Source organism: Streptomyces sp. cg40 (assembly GCF_050320165.1).
GTDB lineage: Bacteria > Actinomycetota > Actinomycetes > Streptomycetales > Streptomycetaceae > Streptomyces > Streptomyces hokutonensis.
The window spans coordinates 9,545,942-9,563,125 of record NZ_CP190128.1; the positions used below are offsets into that span (position 1 = coordinate 9,545,942).

Consider the following 17,184-nt stretch of genomic DNA (forward strand, 5'->3'; position numbering starts at 1 on the left):
CTCCCTCATATCTTCGGAGAGCCATGCCCCGCACACGCCCCACCGTGCCCACCCCCGAGCGCCCGACCGCGCTCGAAGCGGACGGCGCCCCCATGGGCCCGGTCCGCCTCGGCCAGGGTGCCACGACCGCCCTCACCCCCGCCGCCGCCGAGGTGAGCGCCGGGTTCTGGGAGACACGTCGCGAGGTGAACGCGCGGACCTCCGTGCCGCAGGGGCCCGGTCTGCTGGAGTCGGCCGGGAACCTGAACAACCTGCGTGTGGTGGCGGGCACGGCCGAGGGCGAGTTCAAGGGCGCGTACCCGTTCGTCGACTCGGACGTCTACAAGTGGTTGGAGGCCGCGTCCTGGCAGCTCGCCCAGTGGGCACCGGACGCCGACGACGCGCAGGCCCGCGAGCTCGCCGACGACGTGGAGCGGATCGTCGCCCTGGTGGCGGACGCCCAGCAGCCCGACGGCTACCTGAACACGTGGTTCCAGCTGCTCAAGGGGGGCGAGCGGTACAAGGACCTGCGCTGGGGTCACGAGCTGTACTGCGCCGGCCATCTCATCCAGGCGGCCGTCGCCCACCACAGAGCCACCGGCCAGCCCCAACTCCTCGACGTGGCACGGAAGTTCGCCGACCACATCGACTCCGTCTTCGGCCTTCCCGGGAGTGGAAAGCCCATTGACGGCATCGACGGCCACCCCGAGGTCGAGACCGCCCTGGTGGAGCTGTACCGGGAGACCGGCGAGCGCCGCTACCTCGATCTGGCCGGCTACTTCGTCGACCGGTTCGGCCACGGCCTGCTGGGCGGCGAGGCGTACTGCCAGGACCGGGTGCCGGTGCGTGAGGCAGACAACGTAGAAGGCCACGCCGTACGGCAGTTGTACCTGCTGGCAGCCGCCGCCGATCTGGCGACGGAGACCGGGGACGCCGAACTCCGGGCGGCGGGCGAGCGGTTGTGGCGGGCGATGACCGCCACCAAGACCCACCTCACCGGCGGACTCGGCGCGCACCACGACGAGGAGGACTTCGGCGACCCGTACGAACTGCCCAACGAACGTGCCTACTGCGAGACGTGCGCCGCCATCGCCTCCGTCCAGTGGAGCTGGCGGATGGCCCTGCTCACCGGCGAGGCCCGGTACAGCGACCTGATCGAGCGCACGCTGTACAACGGCTTCCTGGCCGGGGTGTCGCTGGACGGCGAGCGCTGGCTCTACGTCAACCCGCTCCAGGTCCGCGACGGCCACACAGACACCGGCGGCGACCAGTCGGCCCGCCGCACCCGCTGGTTCCGCTGCGCCTGCTGCCCGCCGAACGTCATGCGGCTGCTGGCCTCGTTGAACCACTACCTCGCCACCACGGACACCGGCGGCCTGCAGATCCACCAGTACGTCACCGGGCGCTACACGGGCCACCTGGAAGGCGGTCCGGTCACGGTGACCGCCCAGACCGACTACCCCTGGCACGGCACGATCGGCCTGACCGTGGAACAGACGCCCCAGGACAGCCCCTGGACGCTCTCCCTGCGCATTCCGCAGTGGTGCCGCGAGTACCGCGTCCGGTGCGGAGACACGGTCTACGACCAGGCCGACGCCCCCGTCACCGACGGCTGGCTGCGTCTGGAGCGCACCTGGGCCCCCGGCGACCAGGTCGTCCTCGAACTCGTGCTCGCACCCCGCCTCACCGAGGCCGACCCCCGCGTGGACGCCGTACGCGGCTGCGTCGCGATCGAACGCGGACCGCTCGTCTACTGCCTGGAGCAGGTCGACCACCCCGGTGGCGGCCTGGACGACATGGTCATCGACACCACAGTGCCGCTGGCCGTGAAGGACCGCCCCGACCTGCTCGGCGGCCTCGTCACCGTCGTGGCCACCGGACACCGCCGGCACATCCCCGACCAGGGCTGGTGGCCCTACGCGTCCGCCGGACCCGACACCGGCACCGTAGTGACGTCCCCCGGGGAACCCGTCGAACTGACCGCCATTCCCTACTACGCGTGGGCCAACCGCCAGGACGGCAGCATGCGGGTCTGGCTGCCCACCACCTGAATCCCCCTTCACCTCCGATCAGCCCTGCCCGTCCCTTCTCTCCTCCCTCCCCGCTCCCTGTGCACCACCCCAAGACAACGAGGTCACCCGTGAGAACCACCCGTCGCAACCTGATCGCCGCGGTCGCCGTCGTCGGCACCCTGGCCTCCGCCACCGCCTGTGGAGGCGGCTCCAGCTCGTCGGACTCCTCCTCCGGCGCGTCCGGGAAGACGTACAGCTTCTGGGACCCGTACCCGCAGTTCGACGCCTCCTCGGCGTGGGGCAAGCTCGTCAGCAAGTGCGGTACCGACGCCGGAGTCAAGATCAAGCGCACCGGCATGGACACCTCGGACCTGGGCAACAAGGCTCTGCTGGCCGCCCAGCAGGGCAACGCGCCGGACGTGATGCTGGTGGACAACCCGGTCGTCTCCACGCTGGTGGAGGCCGGGATCCTCAACAAGACCACCGACCTCGGTCTGGACACCTCGACTATCCAGAAGAACATCATCGGGGCCGGCACCATCGACAACGCCTCCTACGGCGTCCCCATCGGCGCCAACACCCTCGCGCTCTACTACAACAAGAAGATCCTGGCCGCGGCCAAGGTCGATCCGGCCTCGATCAAGGACTGGGCCTCGCTCACGGCGGCGCTGAAGAAGGTCAAGTCGGCGGGCAAGAAGGGCATCACGTTCTCCGCGATCAACACGGAGGAGGGCAGCTTCCAGTTCCTGCCGTGGTTCTGGGGCGCGGGCGGCGACCTGACCAAGCTCAACTCGGCGAAGGGCGTGGCCGCGCTGTCGCTGTGGAAGCAGTGGGTCGACGGGGGATACGCGCCGAAGGACGTGCTCCAGAACACCCAGACCACCAGCTGGCAGGAGTTCGCCACCGGCGACTACGCGTTCAGCGAGAACGGCACCTGGCAGCTCGGCAACGCGGACAAGGCCGGCTTCGGCTACGGCGTGATCAGCATCCCGGGGCAGAACGGCGGTTCGGCGCCGGTGCCGACGGGCGGCGAGTTCGTGACCGTGCCGGTGCAGAAGGACACCGCGCGCTACGACGTCAGCAAGAAGATCGTCACGTGTCTGACCAGCGACGCGAACCTGCTGCCCACCGACACCACGCTGCAGTACGTCGCTCCCACGGCAGCCGTGCAGGCCGAGCAGGTCAAGCAGAACCCCGAACTCAAGCCGTGGGTGGCCGCGGTGGCGGCGGCGCGTGGCCGTACCAGTGGCGGTCTGGGCACCAAGTACCCGACGATCTCCCAGCCGATGTGGACCGCCGTGCAGGACGCCCTGTCGGGCGGCAAGAGCCCGCAGGCGGCCCTCGACACCGCGCAGACGGCCGCCGCCAAGGGCAACGGCTGACCTTCGGCCGACGACCACGCGGTTCGTCGTACCGCAGCAGCCCAGGGGATCGGCGAGGCGGCGGGCCGGGGCACGACCGTCAGGGATCATGCCCCGTCCGCCGCCGGATCCCCGGCCCCGCCGCCCGAGCCGCGCCCGCCCCGGGCATCTCGATCCGCATCCAGGAGTTCGCATGACCATCGCCCACCACGACCGCCGTTCGCGGTGGTCCCCGGCCAGCCCCGGGGGGCCCGGCCCCGAGGAGCGGAAGGGCATGTCGGCGCCCCGGCGTCGCCAGAGCCGCAGAAACCTGCTGACCGCGCTGGCCTTCGTCGGCCCGCTCGTCGGCTACCTCGCCGTGTTCTACGTCTATCCGCTCTACCGCAACCTGGACCTGAGCCTGCGGGACTACACCGTCCGGTCGTTCGTGCAGGGGGACGCGCCGTTCTCCGGCCTGGACAACTTCCGTACGGTGCTGGACGACCCGACCTTCGGGCCGGCGATGCGCCACACCATGGTCTTCACCTTCGTGTCGATCGCGTTCCAGTACGTGGCGGGACTCGCCCTCGCGGTCTTCTTCAACCGCCACTTCCGCCTGGCGCCCACGCTGCGGGCGCTCTTCCTGATCCCGTGGCTGCTGCCGCTGATCGTGTCGGCGTCGACCTGGTCGTGGATGCTCAACAGCGAGTCGGGGGTCGTCAACTACGGCCTTCACCTGGTCGGGGCCCCATCGGTCGACTGGCTCACCTCCCCCCAGTGGGCGCTCACCTCGGTGATCATCGCGAACGTCTGGATCGGCATCCCGTTCAACCTGGTCATCCTCTACAGCGGGCTCCAGAACATCCCCGCCGAGCTGTACGAGGCGGCCTCGCTGGACGGCGCGGGTGCCTGGCAGCAGTTCCGCCGGATCACCTTCCCGCTGCTGCGCCCGGTGTCGGCGATCACCCTGCTCCTCGGACTCGTCTACACGCTCAAGGTGTTCGACCTCATCTGGATCATGACCAAGGGCGGCCCCGGCGACGCCTCCTCCACCCTCGCCACCTGGTCGTACCAGCTCGGCTTCGGCACGCTGCTGCCGAAGTTCGGCCCCGGCGCGGCCGTCGGCAACATCCTCATCCTCATCGCGCTCGCCTTCGGCCTGCTCTACATCCGCGTCCAGAGGAGGCAGGAAGCATGAAGTCCCCTACTGGCTACCGCCGTTACACCGTCATCGGCATTCTGCTGACCGCCGTGATGCTGTTCCCGGTGTACTGGATGCTCAACGTGTCCCTCACCCCGCAGCAGGACATGCGCAAGACCCCACCCGACCTGCTGCCCCTGCACCCCACCTTCGAGGGCTACCGCGCCGTCCTCGACGACCAGATGCCCTACCTCGGCACCAGCCTGCTCATCGGCCTCGGCACGGTCGCCCTCACCCTGGTCCTCGCCGCCCCGGCCGGCTTCGCCCTGGCCAAACTGCGACCACGCGGCGGCGGCCTGCTGAGCCTGCTCCTCCTGGTCGCCCAGATGATCCCCGGGATCGTGATGGCGATGGGCTTCTACGGCATCTTCCTCGACGCCGGCCTGCTCAACTCCTGGTGGGGACTGATCATCGCGGACTCGACCATCGCCGTGCCGTTCGGCGTGATGATCTTCACCGCGTTCATGTCGGGCATCCCCGGCGAACTCATCTCCGCGGCCCGCATCGACGGCGCCGGCACCTTCCGCACCTTCTGGTCGATCGTCCTGCCGGTGAGCCGCAATGCCCTGGTCACCGTGTCGCTGTTCAGCTTCCTGTGGGCCTGGTCCGACTTCGTCTTCGCCAACACCCTTGACGGCGGCGGCGATCTGCGGCCGATCACCCTCGGCATCTACAAGTACATCGGCAACAACAACCAGGAGTGGAACGCGATCATGGCCACCGCCGTCGTCGCGTCGATCCCGGCAGCCGTACTTCTCGTCCTCGCCCAGCGCTACGTCGCCGCGGGCGTGACCGCCGGCGCGGTCAAGGACTGACCCGAGGTGCCCACTGTCCGGGGGGCGCCGAACGGACGGAGCCGGGCTCCTCCCGACGCGCCCCTCGACCCCGTCGCACGACACCACGCACGCAACCGACCGGAGGGCCGCCGGTCCGGTGCCGCGCGCCTCCCGCCTACCGCTCCGCCGCATCACCTCCCCACCCGTCCTTCAGGAGAGCCGCTGATGTCATACCTGAGCCACCGTCAGACATCCCTCGCCCGCAGAGGCAGGCCCCACGGCCGGGCCGTCGCCGCCGTTCTGGCCACGGCGCTGACCGCCACCACCGCCGTGTTCCTCGCGGGCGCACCCGCCCAGGCCACCCCCACCTCGTCCACGACCCTCGTCGTGAACGCCGACCAGACGCTGCGCTCCGTCACGCACGTCGCGACCGGCAGTCTCTACGGCCTCGCCTCGGACAGCACTCCCGCCGACAGCCTGGTCAACGCGCTGAAGCCCAACACCTTCGTGCAGATGGCCCCGGGCGGTTCCCAGCTCCCCAACGGCGAGCCCAGCCCGGCCGGTGACGCCCTGGTCGTCGCCGCGAAGGCGGCCCGCGCGGGCGCCAAGGTCGTCGTCCGCATGCCGGACTGGTACCCCGACTTCCCCTACAAGTGGGTGAGCTGGAGCGACTGGCTGTCAGCCGTGGACAAGCAGGTGGCGTCCGTGCAGTCCTCCGGCGCCGGCAACATCGCCGCCTACGAACTGTGGAACGAGCCAGACTGGACCTGGGACACCACCGACGCGGGCGCCTTCGACGCCGGTTGGGCGAGGACGTACAAGGAGGTCCGCGCCAAGGACGCCAACACCCCGATCCAGGGCCCGAGTTACTCGGCGTGGAACCTCAGCTGGATGACCACCTTCCTCACCGACGCCAAGGCCAGCGGCACCGTCCCCGACGTCATCGCCTGGCACGAGCTGCAGGGCTCGCAGAACATCGCCGCCGACGTCGCCGCATACCGGTCGCTGGAGTCGAGCCTCGGCATCAGCCCGCGGCCGATCTCCATCGAGGAGTACGGCACGCCCAGCGAGATGGGCAACTCGGGCGCTCTCATCGGCTACGCCGCCAAGTTCGAGCGCGCGGGCGTCCACGACGCCGAACTGGCCTTCTGGAACCACTACGGCACCCTCGGCGACACCCTGACCGACACCGGCGGCTCGCCCAACGGCTCGTACTGGACGTACAAGTGGTACGGCGAGATGTCCGGGAACATGCTGGTCACCACACCGCCCGCGCAGACCGGCATCGACGGGCTCGCCTCCCTCAACGGCTCGGGCAACCAGATCAGGGTCGTCGCGGGCGGCTGCACCGGCTCCTGCGCGGTGAAGGTCAACGGCCTGTCCTCGCTGTCCGCGTTCGGCAGCACGGTCCACGTCAAGCTGGAGTACAGCCCCGACACCGGCCGGACGACGGCCTCCTCCGGCCCGATCACCGTCTCCGACGCCGACTACACGGTCTCCGGCGGCTCCATCACCGTGCCGGTGACGATGAACGCCTCCGACGGCTACCACCTGGTGATCACCCCGAGCGGTACCTCCACGTCCCTGGCCGGGCGCTACCAGATCACCAACAAGAACAGTGGCCTGGCCCTGGACACCAGCGGCGCGGGCACGGCCGCGGGCACCTCGGTAGTCCAGTCCGCCTCCACCACGGGCACCGACCAGAACTGGACACTGGTGTCGGCGGGCTCGGGCCTGTACAAGATCGTCAATCAGAAGAGCGGGCTGCTCCTCGGCATCCAGAACATGAGTACCAGCGACGGCGGTACGGCCCTGATCTGGGGTGACAACGGAACCGCCGACCACCTCTGGCAGGTCTTCCCGGCCGCCGGCGGCTACTACAAGATCGCCAACTACAACAGCGGACTGCTGCTGGGCGTGAACGGCATGAGCACCTCCTCGGGTGCCCAGGTCCTTCAGTGGTCCGACAACGGCACCGCCGACCACCTGTGGACACTCACCGCGAGGTAGCCCGCGTCGCTCCGTCCCATGGCCCCGCGCCCGCCGCCCATGGCGGGCGCGGGGCCGCCTCGCCGGTCAACCCAGTCGGGGACTGTGATCTTCCTTCTCCACTCGGGCCCGCCCGGGATGCCTGCCGTGCCTGAGGTACCGGCGGCCGTCCGCGCGGGCCTTCGTCCGTGTTCGCGTGTCGGAGACCGCCCATGCGATGAGCACCACGATCAGGCAGAGCGTCCCGGACATGAACAACGCGCTGCGGGCGCCCGCCCTGGTGGCGAGCCAGCCGGTGAGCAGCGCGCCGAAGGGCGTGGTGCCCTGGAACAGGAGGGTGTAAAGGGCCATGACCCGGCCGCGGTAGGCCGGATCCGTGCCGAGCTGGACGCGGTGGTTGGCCGATTGAGCGAAGGCCACCATGGCGCAGCCCGTGAGGCTCAGACAGAGAAGCGCCGTGGTGAACGTGGGCGCCAGCCCGGACAGCGCGGTGAGAACGGCGAAGGCCGCCGCCGTGACGAGGACCGTCCGCTCGCCCGGTCGGCCGCGTCGCAAGGTGGTGGCCAGGGCGGCCAGCAGCGAGCCCGTCGCCATGCCGGCGGTCAGCAGCCCGAAGGACGAGGCGTCCGTGTGGAACACCGTGCGGGCCAGCAACGGCAGGGTTACCTGGAAGTTGAAGCCGACCAGGCTGACGGCCGCCGTCAGGGTGAGCGGCAGAAGCAGATCCCCGCGGGCGGCCACGTACCGCAGACCGTCCTTCACCCCGCCGCCTGCCCGCGGGGTGTCGGTCCGGCGCAGTTCCGCCGGGCGAATGCGGCACAGTCCGGTCACCGTGGTCAGATAGCTGGCGGCGTTGAGCAGCATGACGCCGCCGACGCCCACGGAAGTGATGAGCAGGCCAGCCGTAGCGGGTCCGAGCACGCGGGCGACGTTGAAGTAGGCGGCGCTCAGGGCCGAGGCGTTCGGCACCAGGTCCGTGTCCACGAGTTCGCTGATGAAGGACATCCGGGCCGGAATCTCGACGGCGTTCACGAGTCCGGCGGCGGACGCGCAGACGACGATGTGCCACAGCTCGGCACGGCCGGACAGGACGGCGGCCCCCAGAGCCAGCGCGAGCAGCCCGGAGACGGTGTTCGCCGCGATCAGCAGCCGTCGTTTGTCCAGCCGGTCGGCCAGGCGGCCGCCCGCGAGCGACAGCAGCAGGACCGGTGTGAACTGGGCCGCCGTGATCGCGCCGAGCGCGGTCGCGGAGTTGCCCGACATGCGGAGTACCAGCCAGTCCTGGGCGGTGAACATCATCCAGGTTCCGGTCACCGAGGCCAGCTGGCCCAGGGCGAAGATCCGGAAGTTGCGGACCCACAGGGAGGCCGCCATGTCGCGCAGAAACTTCCCGCTCCTCACGGCGCGCCAGTGTCTGCGAGGGTGATGCATTCCTCCAGGAAGGCGAGGACCCGGAGATGGTACGCGCGGGCCGTCCTGCCGAGGCTGATGTTGTGTCCCGCGCTCGCGAGGTGCTCGCTTCGCGCCAGTGGCGAGCCCAGCCGGCCCAACATGGCCCGCACCGTGTGGGGATCGCTGCACCACCACTGTTCGTGCTCGGCGAAGGTGAACCGCACCGGTACCCGGATGTCCCTGGCCACCTCGGGGTACGCCTTCGGCCAGTCCGGGATCTCGCGGGCCTCCTCCTCCGGTACGGGGGTGATCAGCGCGTCGGCCAGCCGGAAGGTGCCGGGCGGATAGAGGGCCAGCGGTCCCCAGTGCATCCGGTGCGACAGGCGGCCGGCCCGGCCGTTCACTCGTTGCGCGGTAGCCGACCACTTGTTCCCGACACCCGAGACATCCACGCCCAGCAGGCCACCGTCCGTCCAGCCGGACGCGACCCGCAACGCGGCCTTCCCGCCCATCGAATGCCCGACAAGGAAGACTCCCGCACCGCAGGAACGGCTCAGCCGGTAGGCGCGCGCGGCCGCGCGCAGTCGGTCCGCCTGATCCGACAGGCCCATGCCTGTGGGCAGTTGGGCGGCAGAGTGGCCGTAGCCGGGGCGGTCGAGGGCGAGGGCGGCGTACCCGCAGGACGCGGCGAGGGCGAGCAGTGAGGTGGCCGGATCGGCCCGGCCGTGGAAGTACCCGGCCCTCATGCCTCCGCCGTGCAGGGCGATCAGAAGGGCGCGAGGCGGGGTCGTCGGCTGTGCGAGCAGTCCGGAGAGGGCGATGCCGCCGGCGTCCACAGTGATCTCGCGGACCGGATCGTGATCACCGTCGTTCAGCGGGGCGGCAGCACAAGGGTGGGACAGGGACATGGCGACGAGTTCCTTCCGGGGTCAGTCGAGGCCCCGGACGATGTGTGGTTCGAAGGCGAAGTCGTCCTCGTCGTCCGGGGTGTTGGGGAGAGGAGCCTGAGGGATGGTGCCGCCGGGCAGATCGACGGCGGCCGCCACGGCTGTCGTGTCCCTCGTGTTCGTCCTGTCTTCCGTCTGGTTCGTCATTCGCCCGTTCACCAGTCCCTTCACCCGTCTCGTGTTGTGTACCTGTGGCAACTACGCAGGGCCCGGCCGCACAACGACCGCGACCGCCGACGCGTCGGACGCGTCAGCGGTCGCGGGACTCTGGTTGTACGGGGACGCCCTGCCCTACATGTGCACGGCGGTGCCCTCCCCGGGTGCGTTCTCACTCTGGTCCGGCTTGGGCAGATTGCTGGTGAACAGGATCACCAGGCCGGCCAGCACCAGGATGCCGACCGTCCACCACACGGCGGCGGCGTAGCCGTGCACGGCCGCACGGTTCTCCAGGTCGGCTCCGCCGCTGTGCGAGGCCAGCCAGGTGGCGGTGGTGCTCGCCGCGATGGTGTTGAGCAGGGCCGTACCGATCGAGCCCCCCAGCTGCTGGGAGGCGTTGATCATCGCCGAGGCGACGCCCGTCTCGTTGTCGTCGACGCCATGGGTGGCCAGGCTCATCGCCGGGGTGAAGGCGAGGCCGAGGCCGATGCCGAACAGCAGTTGGCCGGGGAGGACCAGCAGCGGGTAGGAGGAGTTCACGTCCAGCTGGGTCAGCAGGAGCATGCCGAGGGCGGCGACGAAGAAGCCGGGGCCCATGATCCAGCGCGGCGCCATCTTCGGCATCATGCGGCTGGCGAACTGCCCCGCACCGATCAGCATGCCGGCGACCATGGGCAGGAACGCCACACCTGTCATGAGAGGGCTGTAGCCGCGGACTTCCTGGAAGTAGTAGGTGAGGAAGAGCAACAGACCGAACATCGTGATCACGGCGAGAGCCTGAGAGGCGAACACGCCCGCCCGGTTGCGTTCGGTCACGATCCGCAGGGGCAGCAACGGCGCGGCGCTCCGCTTCTCGACGACGACGAAGAGCGCGAGCAGGACCACGCAGGCGGCGAAGAGGGCCAGTGTGGGCGTCGCGGTCCAGCCTTCGGTGTCGGCGAGCGTGAACCCATAGACGAGGGCCACGACGCCGGCGACGGACAGCAGTGTGCCGGTGATGTCGAGTTTCGTCCGCTCCGTCTCACCTTCCTCGCTCCGTACGAAGGCGAGGGCGCCGGCCACCACGACCAGCGCGAAGCCCACGTTGACGAAGAGGGACCAGCGCCAGTTGAGGTACTCGGTCAGGACGCCGCCGAGGATGAGGCCCACGGCAGAGCCGCTGCCGGCGATCGCGCTGAACACGCCGAATGCCTTGGCGCGTTCGCCCGGTTCGGTGAAGGTGACGGCCAGCAAGGAGAGGCCCGCCGGTGCGAGCAGGGCACCGAACGCGCCTTGCAGGGCGCGGGCCGTCAGCAGCATGCCGGTGTCCATCGCCACACCGCCGAGGGCCGAGGCCAGGCCGAAGCCGATCACACCGATGAGGAAGGCGCGCTTGCGGCCGATCATGTCGGAGATACGGCCCCCGAGCAGCAGTAGCCCGCCGAAGGCGAGCATGTAGGCGGTGACGACCCACTGCCGGTTGCTGTCGGAGATGTGGAGCGCCCGCTGGGCGGACGGCAGGGCGATGTTCACGATGGTGGAGTCCACCGAGACCATCAGCTGGGCGACGGCGATGTAGACCAGAGCCTGCCAGCGCCGCGCGTCCGGGGCGGCGGCACCGGCTGGGGGCGCGGCGGTTTGAGCTTCAGCCATGAGAGTTCTCGCTTCTGGGACGGCAGGATGCGGCGGCCCTGGCATCTCTGATGCATCGTCAAGTCACCGCAGGTGAGGGGAGATTGGCATTGCGGAGCTCGACCGACGGTGATCATTGTGCGGACCAATGTTGTCTCGCATAACGATAGGGGGCAATCGTTGGTCGGTGCAACACTGTCCCGTAGACTTGCTTCCATGACCGTGTACGGACGCCTGGGTGAACTGGATGTGTGGTTGCTGTCCGGCGCCGCCTTGCGTGCGCAGCGACTGCTCTGCGACTACCTCGATACGACCGGCCTGCGGATGCAGCACTACCGGGTCATGGCCGGACTGGCCGAACTCGGTGAGTGCACGCAGATCGAGCTGGGGCGGGCGCTCGGACTGGACGCCGGGAACCTTGTCGTGCTCCTGAGCGACCTGGAGGAGCGCAAAGCCGTCTCCCGGAAGCAGGATCCGGCCAACCGCCGCCGGAACCTCGTCAAGTGCACCGAGCGAGGGCGCCGACTGTTCAAGGAGATGGACAAGGTGGTCGAGCAGGCGAACGAGGCGATGTTCGGAGGGTTCACCGGGGCCGAGCGCGAGCAGTTCCACAAGGTTCTGGTCCGCCTCGCGCAGGGAACCCAGTGAGTCGGGTGACCATGGATCCGCAGCAGAACGAACTGACGGTCGGGGAGCTGGCGCGGCGCAGTGGAGTGCCTGCCTCGACGGTCCGGTTCTACGAGCGCCAGGGACTGATCCACAGTCGTCGTACGGGTGGCAACCAGCGCCGTTATGCCCGGGACACGCTCCGGAGGGTTGCCTTCGTCCGGGCCTCGCAGCGCCTGGGCATCCGGCTCGCGGAGATCCGTGAGGCATTGAGTCTGCTGCCGCTGGGGCGCACGCCCACGCAGGAGGACTGGGCCAGGGTCTCGGGCGGGTGGCACGGTGAACTGACCCTGCGCATCGAGCTGTTGCTGAAACTGAGGGACAAACTCACCGACTGCATCGGCTGTGGCTGTCTTTCCCTCGACGGCTGTGCCCTGATCAACCCGTGCGACGTCCTCGGTGATGCCGGACCTGGGGCCTGTGGACTGAGTGCCGCCCCGGGTGGGGTGTCCTACGAGGCGTCCACCGTCAGTAACGCCTCGTAGGACGGTCCAGGATCACGAGGAGTAGGGGCGCTTCTCCCGGGCCTCGCGAAGAGACAGACCCCACCAGACCAGCTGGTCGAGGAGGGTCTTGGCGGCGGTACTGGCGGCGGTGGGGTCGGTGAGGGTGCCCGTCTCGTCGAACTGGCCCCATACATTGTGGAAGCTCACGCAGTCCCGCACGGTCACCGCGTGCAACTCGGCGAAGACGGGGCGCAGTTGCTCCACCGAACGCAGACCGCCGGCCAGTCCGCCGTAGGAGACGAAGCCGACCGGCTTGGCCTGCCACTGTGTGTAGTGCCAGTCGATGAGGTTCTTGAGCGAGGCCGGGAAGCTGTGGTTGTACTCCGGTGTCACCACTACGAATGCCTCGGCCTCGGCCAGGCGCGGGGACACCCCGCCGAGCAGCGCGGTCACCTCCTTGCCGGGGGAGTGGGACAGCTGGTGCGGCAGCGCGTGGTCGGCGAGATCGATCAGGTCGACCTCCATGTCGGCGCGTTCCTCGGCCTGCGTGACGAACCAGCGGGCGACGGTCGGGCCGAACCGGCCCTCCCTGACACTGCTGTTGATCACGGCAAGGCGCAGGGGTGCGGCAGGCATACGTCGTCTCCTCGGGTTCGTGACGTGCTTGAGCGAGCGGAGGGCTCTGTCACCGAGTCTGAAAGTTGAACCAAGGTTGAAGTCAAGGCCGTGCCGAGGCGCCGGCCGTCGACGGCCGGCGTACCTGACCGTGTTCCCGGCCCCAGCCCCGGGCGCCGCTGTGGCGCAGCGCGCGTTCCAGCCGGTGCCAGTTGGGCGCGCGGTGGCGACGGGGCGGTTCCTCAGCACCGCCGCCGCCCCACCCGAGACGACCGTCTGGCCCGGTTCGTTGAGGTTGGCGATCTCGACAACCTGCCAGGCGGTCTGTGCGACCGCGTCCGCAAGCATCGGCGCGACCATGGTCGACCGCAGCTGGGCCGAGCATCCCGGCTGCTGGGTGATCATGCGCGATCCGTCCGGCCAGGATTTCTGCGTCGTCCACGCCCTCAACGAACTGCGCCCCCAGGCCGACCGCGACGACTTCGAACGTCGGGCGAAGCAGGTGGGATGAGCGGCGGCCCCGGCCCTCCGGTCCCGCTCCGGGCGGTGATCGTGCCGGCGGTCCGGGGTGGTCCGGCCCGGTCACCTTATGGTGGGACCGTGAAGAATCCAGAGGTGGGTGCCATACGTGATCGGGGGCCCGGAGCCCGGCGTGAACAGGTTCGGGCGCAGGTCCTGGCGCAGGGGTCTGCCCGGTTGGACGAGTTGGCGGCGCGGTTCGACGTCAGTCTGATGACCATGCACCGTGACGTGGACGCTCTGGAGGCGGAGGGCTGGCTGATCAAGACGCGTGGAGCCGCGACCGCCAATCCGTCCGCTCTCGCCGAGGCGGGGGTCCGTGACCGGATGTCGGCGATGTCGGCGGAGAAGGCGGCGATCACGGCAGAGGCGTCTCGGTTGATCACCCGTGGGCAGACGGTCTTTCTCGACGACAGCACCACGGCGCTCGGGCTCGTCCCCTCGCTGGTGTCCCATCCGCCCATGACCATAGCGACGAACTTCCTGCCGGTGATCGCCGAGATCGGCGAGGTCCCGGGCGTTCAGATCCAGCTCCTGGGGGGCGAGTACCACGCGCGGCAGGAGGCGTGTTTCGGGCGCCAGGCGATCGAGGCGATCGCGCTGCTGAGCGCGGACGTCTTCTTCATGTCGACCACCGCCGTTCGCGACGGCAAGTGCCTGCACCGTTCGGAGGCCACGGTGATGGTGCGTCAGGCGTTCATGGCGCACGCCTCACGTCGTGTCCTGCTCGTCGACCACGCCAAGTTCGGCCGGCGCGCGGCTCATGTGCTCTGTGATGTCTCGGAGTTCGACATCGTGGTCACGGACGACGGCATCGATGCGGAGACTCTGGCCGACCTGCGTGCCAGTTGCGCCGATGTCCGCGTCGCCTCGGTCGGGGACTGACGCCGACGGCCCAGCGGTTCCCGAGTGCCCCCTGCGCAGCCCGCGCCGCGCAGGGGGCACTCGCATGTGAGCCCGCGGGCTGACGATCACTTTCCGTAACACTTGGCAGGAGTTTCGATCTGGGGTCATGCTAAATTTCACACGCTTAGCGTTAAATCTCACTCGCCGCATCTCAGGTTACCGAGATGTGTCAGCGCGTCCTCGCAGCGTGTGGAGGTTTTCCCGGATGACATCACCGTGCAGCGTTCGTGAGATAACGGCGTACTGCGGTATCGACGTGGGCACACAGGGTGTGCGCGCCGTTCTCCTCGGACCGGACGGTGAGCACCTCGGGTCGGGCGCAGCCGGCGTCCCCGACGGCCGTCGCGAAGGCGGCCGTCACGAGCAGGACCCCGCCCAGTGGTGGACGGCCCTGGTCACCGCTGTCCGGTCGGCCGTCGACCAGGCCGGCCCGCACGTCGTGGTCGAGGCGCTCTCGCTGGACGCGACCTCAGGGACCGTGCTGGTTCAGGGCTCCGACGGACTGGCCCGCGGACCGGCGCTCATGTACGACGACGCCCGGGCGTCGTCGCAGGCCGAGCGGGCGCGGACGGCCGGTGCCGCCCTCTGGGACGTGCTCGGCTACCGGATGCAGGAGTCGTGGGCGCTGCCCAAGCTCATGTGGCTGTCCGAGCACGGAGCCGTGGGTACCGGAGACCGTCTCGTCCACCAGTCCGACCACTTGGTGGGCCGCCTGGTCGGCGCCGCTGTGGCGACCGACACCTCCCACGCCCTGAAGAGCGGGGTCGACCTGCGGTCCGGCGAGTGGCCGGTGGACATCCTCGCGGACCTGGGGCTCGACGCCGCCGCACTGCCTCAGGTCGTGCTGCCCGGCACGGTCATCGGCACCGTGGGAACGGAAGCCGCGCAGGCCACCGGACTGACCCCCGGTACCCCGGTGCGCGCCGGGATGACCGACGGCTGCGCGGCGCAGATCGCCTCCCGCGCGCTGCGCCCCGGCAGCTGGAGCAGTGCCCTGGGCACCACACTCACCATCAAGGGCTCGACCTCCTCCCTCGTCCACGACCGGCACGGTGCCGTCTACTGCCACCGCAACCCGGACGGCGGATGGCTGCCGGGCGGGGCCTCCAGCACCGGCGCCGGCGTGATCGCCAGGACGTTCCCCGGGGACGCCCGGGCGCTGGAGGCGCTGACCGAGCAGGCGAAACACCTCGTACCGGCACCCGGCGTGACCTACGCGCTGGACGGCACGGGGGAGCGCTTCCCCTTCGTCGCGCCGCAGGCACAGGGTTTCCTCGCCCCGGAGGCGACGGTCAGCGAGCCGGCCCGCTTCGCCGCGCTCTGCCAGTCGGTGGCCTACGTCGAGCGACTGGCCTACGACGTGCTCGGCGTGCTCGGCGCCGACGTGACCGGCCCGGTCTCCCTGTCCGGCGGCGCGACGCACAACACCTGGTGGAACCAACTGCGCACCGACGTGCTCGGCCGGACCACCGTCCTGCCGGAGTCCGTGCAGGCCGCGACCGGGATGGCGGTCCTCGCGGCGGCCGAACCGGGACGACTGGCCGAGACCTCGGAACGCATGGTTCGGGTGCGTGAGGAGTACGTGCCCGACCGGGAACGCGGGCGGGCCCTGCGCCCCGGATACGAACGATTCCTCGACGAACTGACCGACCGAGGCTGGCTCGACGGCGATCTCGCCGCGCGCGTGCTGGTCAACTCTGGAGCGACGCGATGACCCCCACCGGCGACACCCCCGACTCCTCCATCCGGGACACCCCCGACTCCTTCATCCGGGACACCCCCGGCGAACGCACCGTCACCCGGCTCGCCCTCGCCCGGCACGGTGAAACGGTCTGGCACGCCGAGAACCGCTACGCCGGTGGCCACAGTGACATCGACCTGACCGAACGGGGCCGGCTCCAGGCCGAGGTACTGGCCGCCTGGACCCGCGAGTACGAGGCCGAGGTCGTCGTCAGTTCCCCGGTCCGCCGGGCCGTGGAGACCGCGACGCCGTCCGCCGCGGCGGTCGGTGTGGCGCTGCGGGTGGTCGACGAGCTGCGCGAGGTCGACTTCGGAGTCGCCGAGGGCCACACCCTCGACGAACTGGCCGCAGCCGACCCGGACATGGTCCGCCGTTTCCGCACCGACCCGGTGGCCCACCCCTTTCCCGGCTCGGAGTCACCCGCGGACGCCGCACTGCGCTCCGCCCGGGCACTGCGGACGATCGCCGAACAGTTCCCCGGCCGCCGGGTGCTCGTCGTCGCGCACAACACCCTGCTGCGCCTCGGCCTGTGCGCGTTGCTCGGCGTGCCCGTCAAGAACTACCGGAGCACGTTCCCCCGGCTGGACAACGCCAAGATCAGCGAGATCGCCATCTCCGCCGACCGGCATCAGCCGGTGTCCCTGCTGTCGATGAACTCGCGCCTGTGCGTCTCCGACGGACCGTCCCAGCCGGTCCCGTAAGCCTTCCCGCTTGCTAGTCGCCACAGAAGACGGATCGGTTGCCGTCTGAATTGGCTCGGATCTGCCCGCAGCTGTGGCCGCGGGGCGCGGCTGAACAGGGAGCTCGGGCGTGGCGGTGCTCCGGCGCAGTGCCGCCGCGGCCGGGGCAACGGCGGGACACGGTGCGGCGACGGGGTTGCTCCTATGC

General features: G+C 69.9%; 16 protein-coding genes. 11 read left to right on the plus strand and 5 right to left on the minus strand.

Translation table 11 applies throughout. The features are described from left to right. Positions 1-23 precede the first annotated feature (23 nt). From ACQHII_RS43080 to ACQHII_RS43100, 5 genes are all read left to right on the plus strand, one after another. Positions 24-2,030: a glycoside hydrolase family 127 protein gene (locus ACQHII_RS43080; RefSeq protein ID WP_427924364.1), complete on the plus strand. Its 2,007-nt coding sequence runs from the start codon at positions 24-26 to the stop codon at positions 2,028-2,030. An 89-nt stretch (positions 2,031-2,119) separates the two neighbouring features. After that, positions 2,120-3,373: a sugar ABC transporter substrate-binding protein gene (locus ACQHII_RS43085; protein ID WP_427924365.1), complete on the plus strand. Its 1,254-nt coding sequence runs from the start codon at positions 2,120-2,122 to the stop codon at positions 3,371-3,373. Positions 3,374-3,545: 172 nt separating this feature from the next. After that, positions 3,546-4,529 (plus strand): carbohydrate ABC transporter permease, encoded by a 984-nt coding sequence (locus tag ACQHII_RS43090; protein ID WP_427924366.1) that lies wholly within the window; start codon positions 3,546-3,548, stop codon positions 4,527-4,529. Continuing rightward, the gene (locus tag ACQHII_RS43095) at positions 4,526-5,347 is read left to right on the plus strand and encodes a carbohydrate ABC transporter permease (protein ID WP_427924367.1); all 822 of its coding nucleotides are present in this window, start codon (positions 4,526-4,528) and stop codon (positions 5,345-5,347) included. Before ACQHII_RS43090 ends, ACQHII_RS43095 begins: the two co-directional genes overlap by 4 nt. Before the next feature lie 186 nt (positions 5,348-5,533). Further along, entirely contained in the window at positions 5,534-7,318 is a 1,785-nt protein-coding gene (locus ACQHII_RS43100; RefSeq protein WP_427924368.1) for an RICIN domain-containing protein, read from the plus strand. A 66-nt stretch (positions 7,319-7,384) separates the two neighbouring features. Here ACQHII_RS43100 and ACQHII_RS43105 read toward each other — a convergent pair whose 3' ends face one another. The 4 genes from ACQHII_RS43105 to ACQHII_RS43120 form a co-directional block, all read right to left on the minus strand. Continuing rightward, entirely contained in the window at positions 7,385-8,698 is a 1,314-nt protein-coding gene (locus ACQHII_RS43105) for an MFS transporter (RefSeq protein WP_427924369.1), read from the minus strand. Continuing rightward, positions 8,695-9,597 carry an alpha/beta hydrolase gene (locus ACQHII_RS43110; RefSeq protein WP_427924370.1) on the minus strand — a complete coding sequence of 301 codons (903 nt, stop codon included), beginning with the start codon at positions 9,595-9,597 and terminating at the stop codon, positions 8,695-8,697. The genes ACQHII_RS43105 and ACQHII_RS43110 overlap by 4 nt, the downstream gene beginning before the upstream one ends. 21 nt (positions 9,598-9,618) lie before the next feature. Beyond that, a complete protein-coding gene (locus tag ACQHII_RS43115) occupies positions 9,619-9,783 on the minus strand; it encodes a hypothetical protein (RefSeq protein WP_427924371.1) in 165 nt (54 codons plus the stop codon). A gap of 144 nt (positions 9,784-9,927) precedes the next feature. Continuing rightward, on the minus strand, positions 9,928-11,424 hold the full coding sequence (locus tag ACQHII_RS43120; RefSeq protein WP_427924372.1) for an MFS transporter: 1,497 nt from the start codon (positions 11,422-11,424) through the stop codon (positions 9,928-9,930). Positions 11,425-11,619: 195 nt separating this feature from the next. Between ACQHII_RS43120 and ACQHII_RS43125 the strand changes: the two genes are divergently transcribed. Both ACQHII_RS43125 and soxR read left to right on the plus strand, forming a co-directional pair. Further along, on the plus strand, positions 11,620-12,051 hold the full coding sequence (locus ACQHII_RS43125; RefSeq protein WP_427924373.1) for a MarR family winged helix-turn-helix transcriptional regulator: 432 nt from the start codon (positions 11,620-11,622) through the stop codon (positions 12,049-12,051). A gap of 11 nt (positions 12,052-12,062) precedes the next feature. Then, a complete protein-coding gene (soxR, locus tag ACQHII_RS43130) occupies positions 12,063-12,554 on the plus strand; it encodes a redox-sensitive transcriptional activator SoxR (protein ID WP_427924374.1) in 492 nt (163 codons plus the stop codon). 12 nt (positions 12,555-12,566) lie between these two features. Here the strand turns inward: soxR and ACQHII_RS43135 are convergent, their stop codons facing one another. Continuing rightward, a complete protein-coding gene (locus ACQHII_RS43135) occupies positions 12,567-13,151 on the minus strand; it encodes an NADPH-dependent FMN reductase (protein WP_427924375.1) in 585 nt (194 codons plus the stop codon). On the opposite strand from ACQHII_RS43135, the gene ACQHII_RS43140 reads away from it, so the two are divergent. The 4 genes from ACQHII_RS43140 to ACQHII_RS43155 all read left to right on the plus strand — a co-directional run bounded on the left by ACQHII_RS43140 (position 13,039) and on the right by ACQHII_RS43155 (position 16,997). Beyond that, positions 13,039-13,641, plus strand: a complete 603-nt coding sequence (locus tag ACQHII_RS43140; RefSeq protein ID WP_427924376.1) for a VOC family protein — start codon at positions 13,039-13,041, stop codon at positions 13,639-13,641. The genes ACQHII_RS43135 and ACQHII_RS43140 overlap by 113 nt on opposite strands. Positions 13,642-13,730: 89 nt before the next feature. Further along, a complete protein-coding gene (locus ACQHII_RS43145) occupies positions 13,731-14,534 on the plus strand; it encodes a DeoR/GlpR family DNA-binding transcription regulator (protein WP_427924377.1) in 804 nt (267 codons plus the stop codon). 226 nt (positions 14,535-14,760) lie between these two features. Beyond that, positions 14,761-16,269, plus strand: coding sequence for an FGGY-family carbohydrate kinase (locus tag ACQHII_RS43150; protein ID WP_427924378.1), 1,509 nt, complete (start codon positions 14,761-14,763; stop codon positions 16,267-16,269). Next, positions 16,266-16,997: a histidine phosphatase family protein gene (locus tag ACQHII_RS43155; protein WP_427924379.1), complete on the plus strand. Its 732-nt coding sequence runs from the start codon at positions 16,266-16,268 to the stop codon at positions 16,995-16,997. Before ACQHII_RS43150 ends, ACQHII_RS43155 begins: the two co-directional genes overlap by 4 nt. The last annotated feature ends 187 nt before the right edge of the window (positions 16,998-17,184 follow it).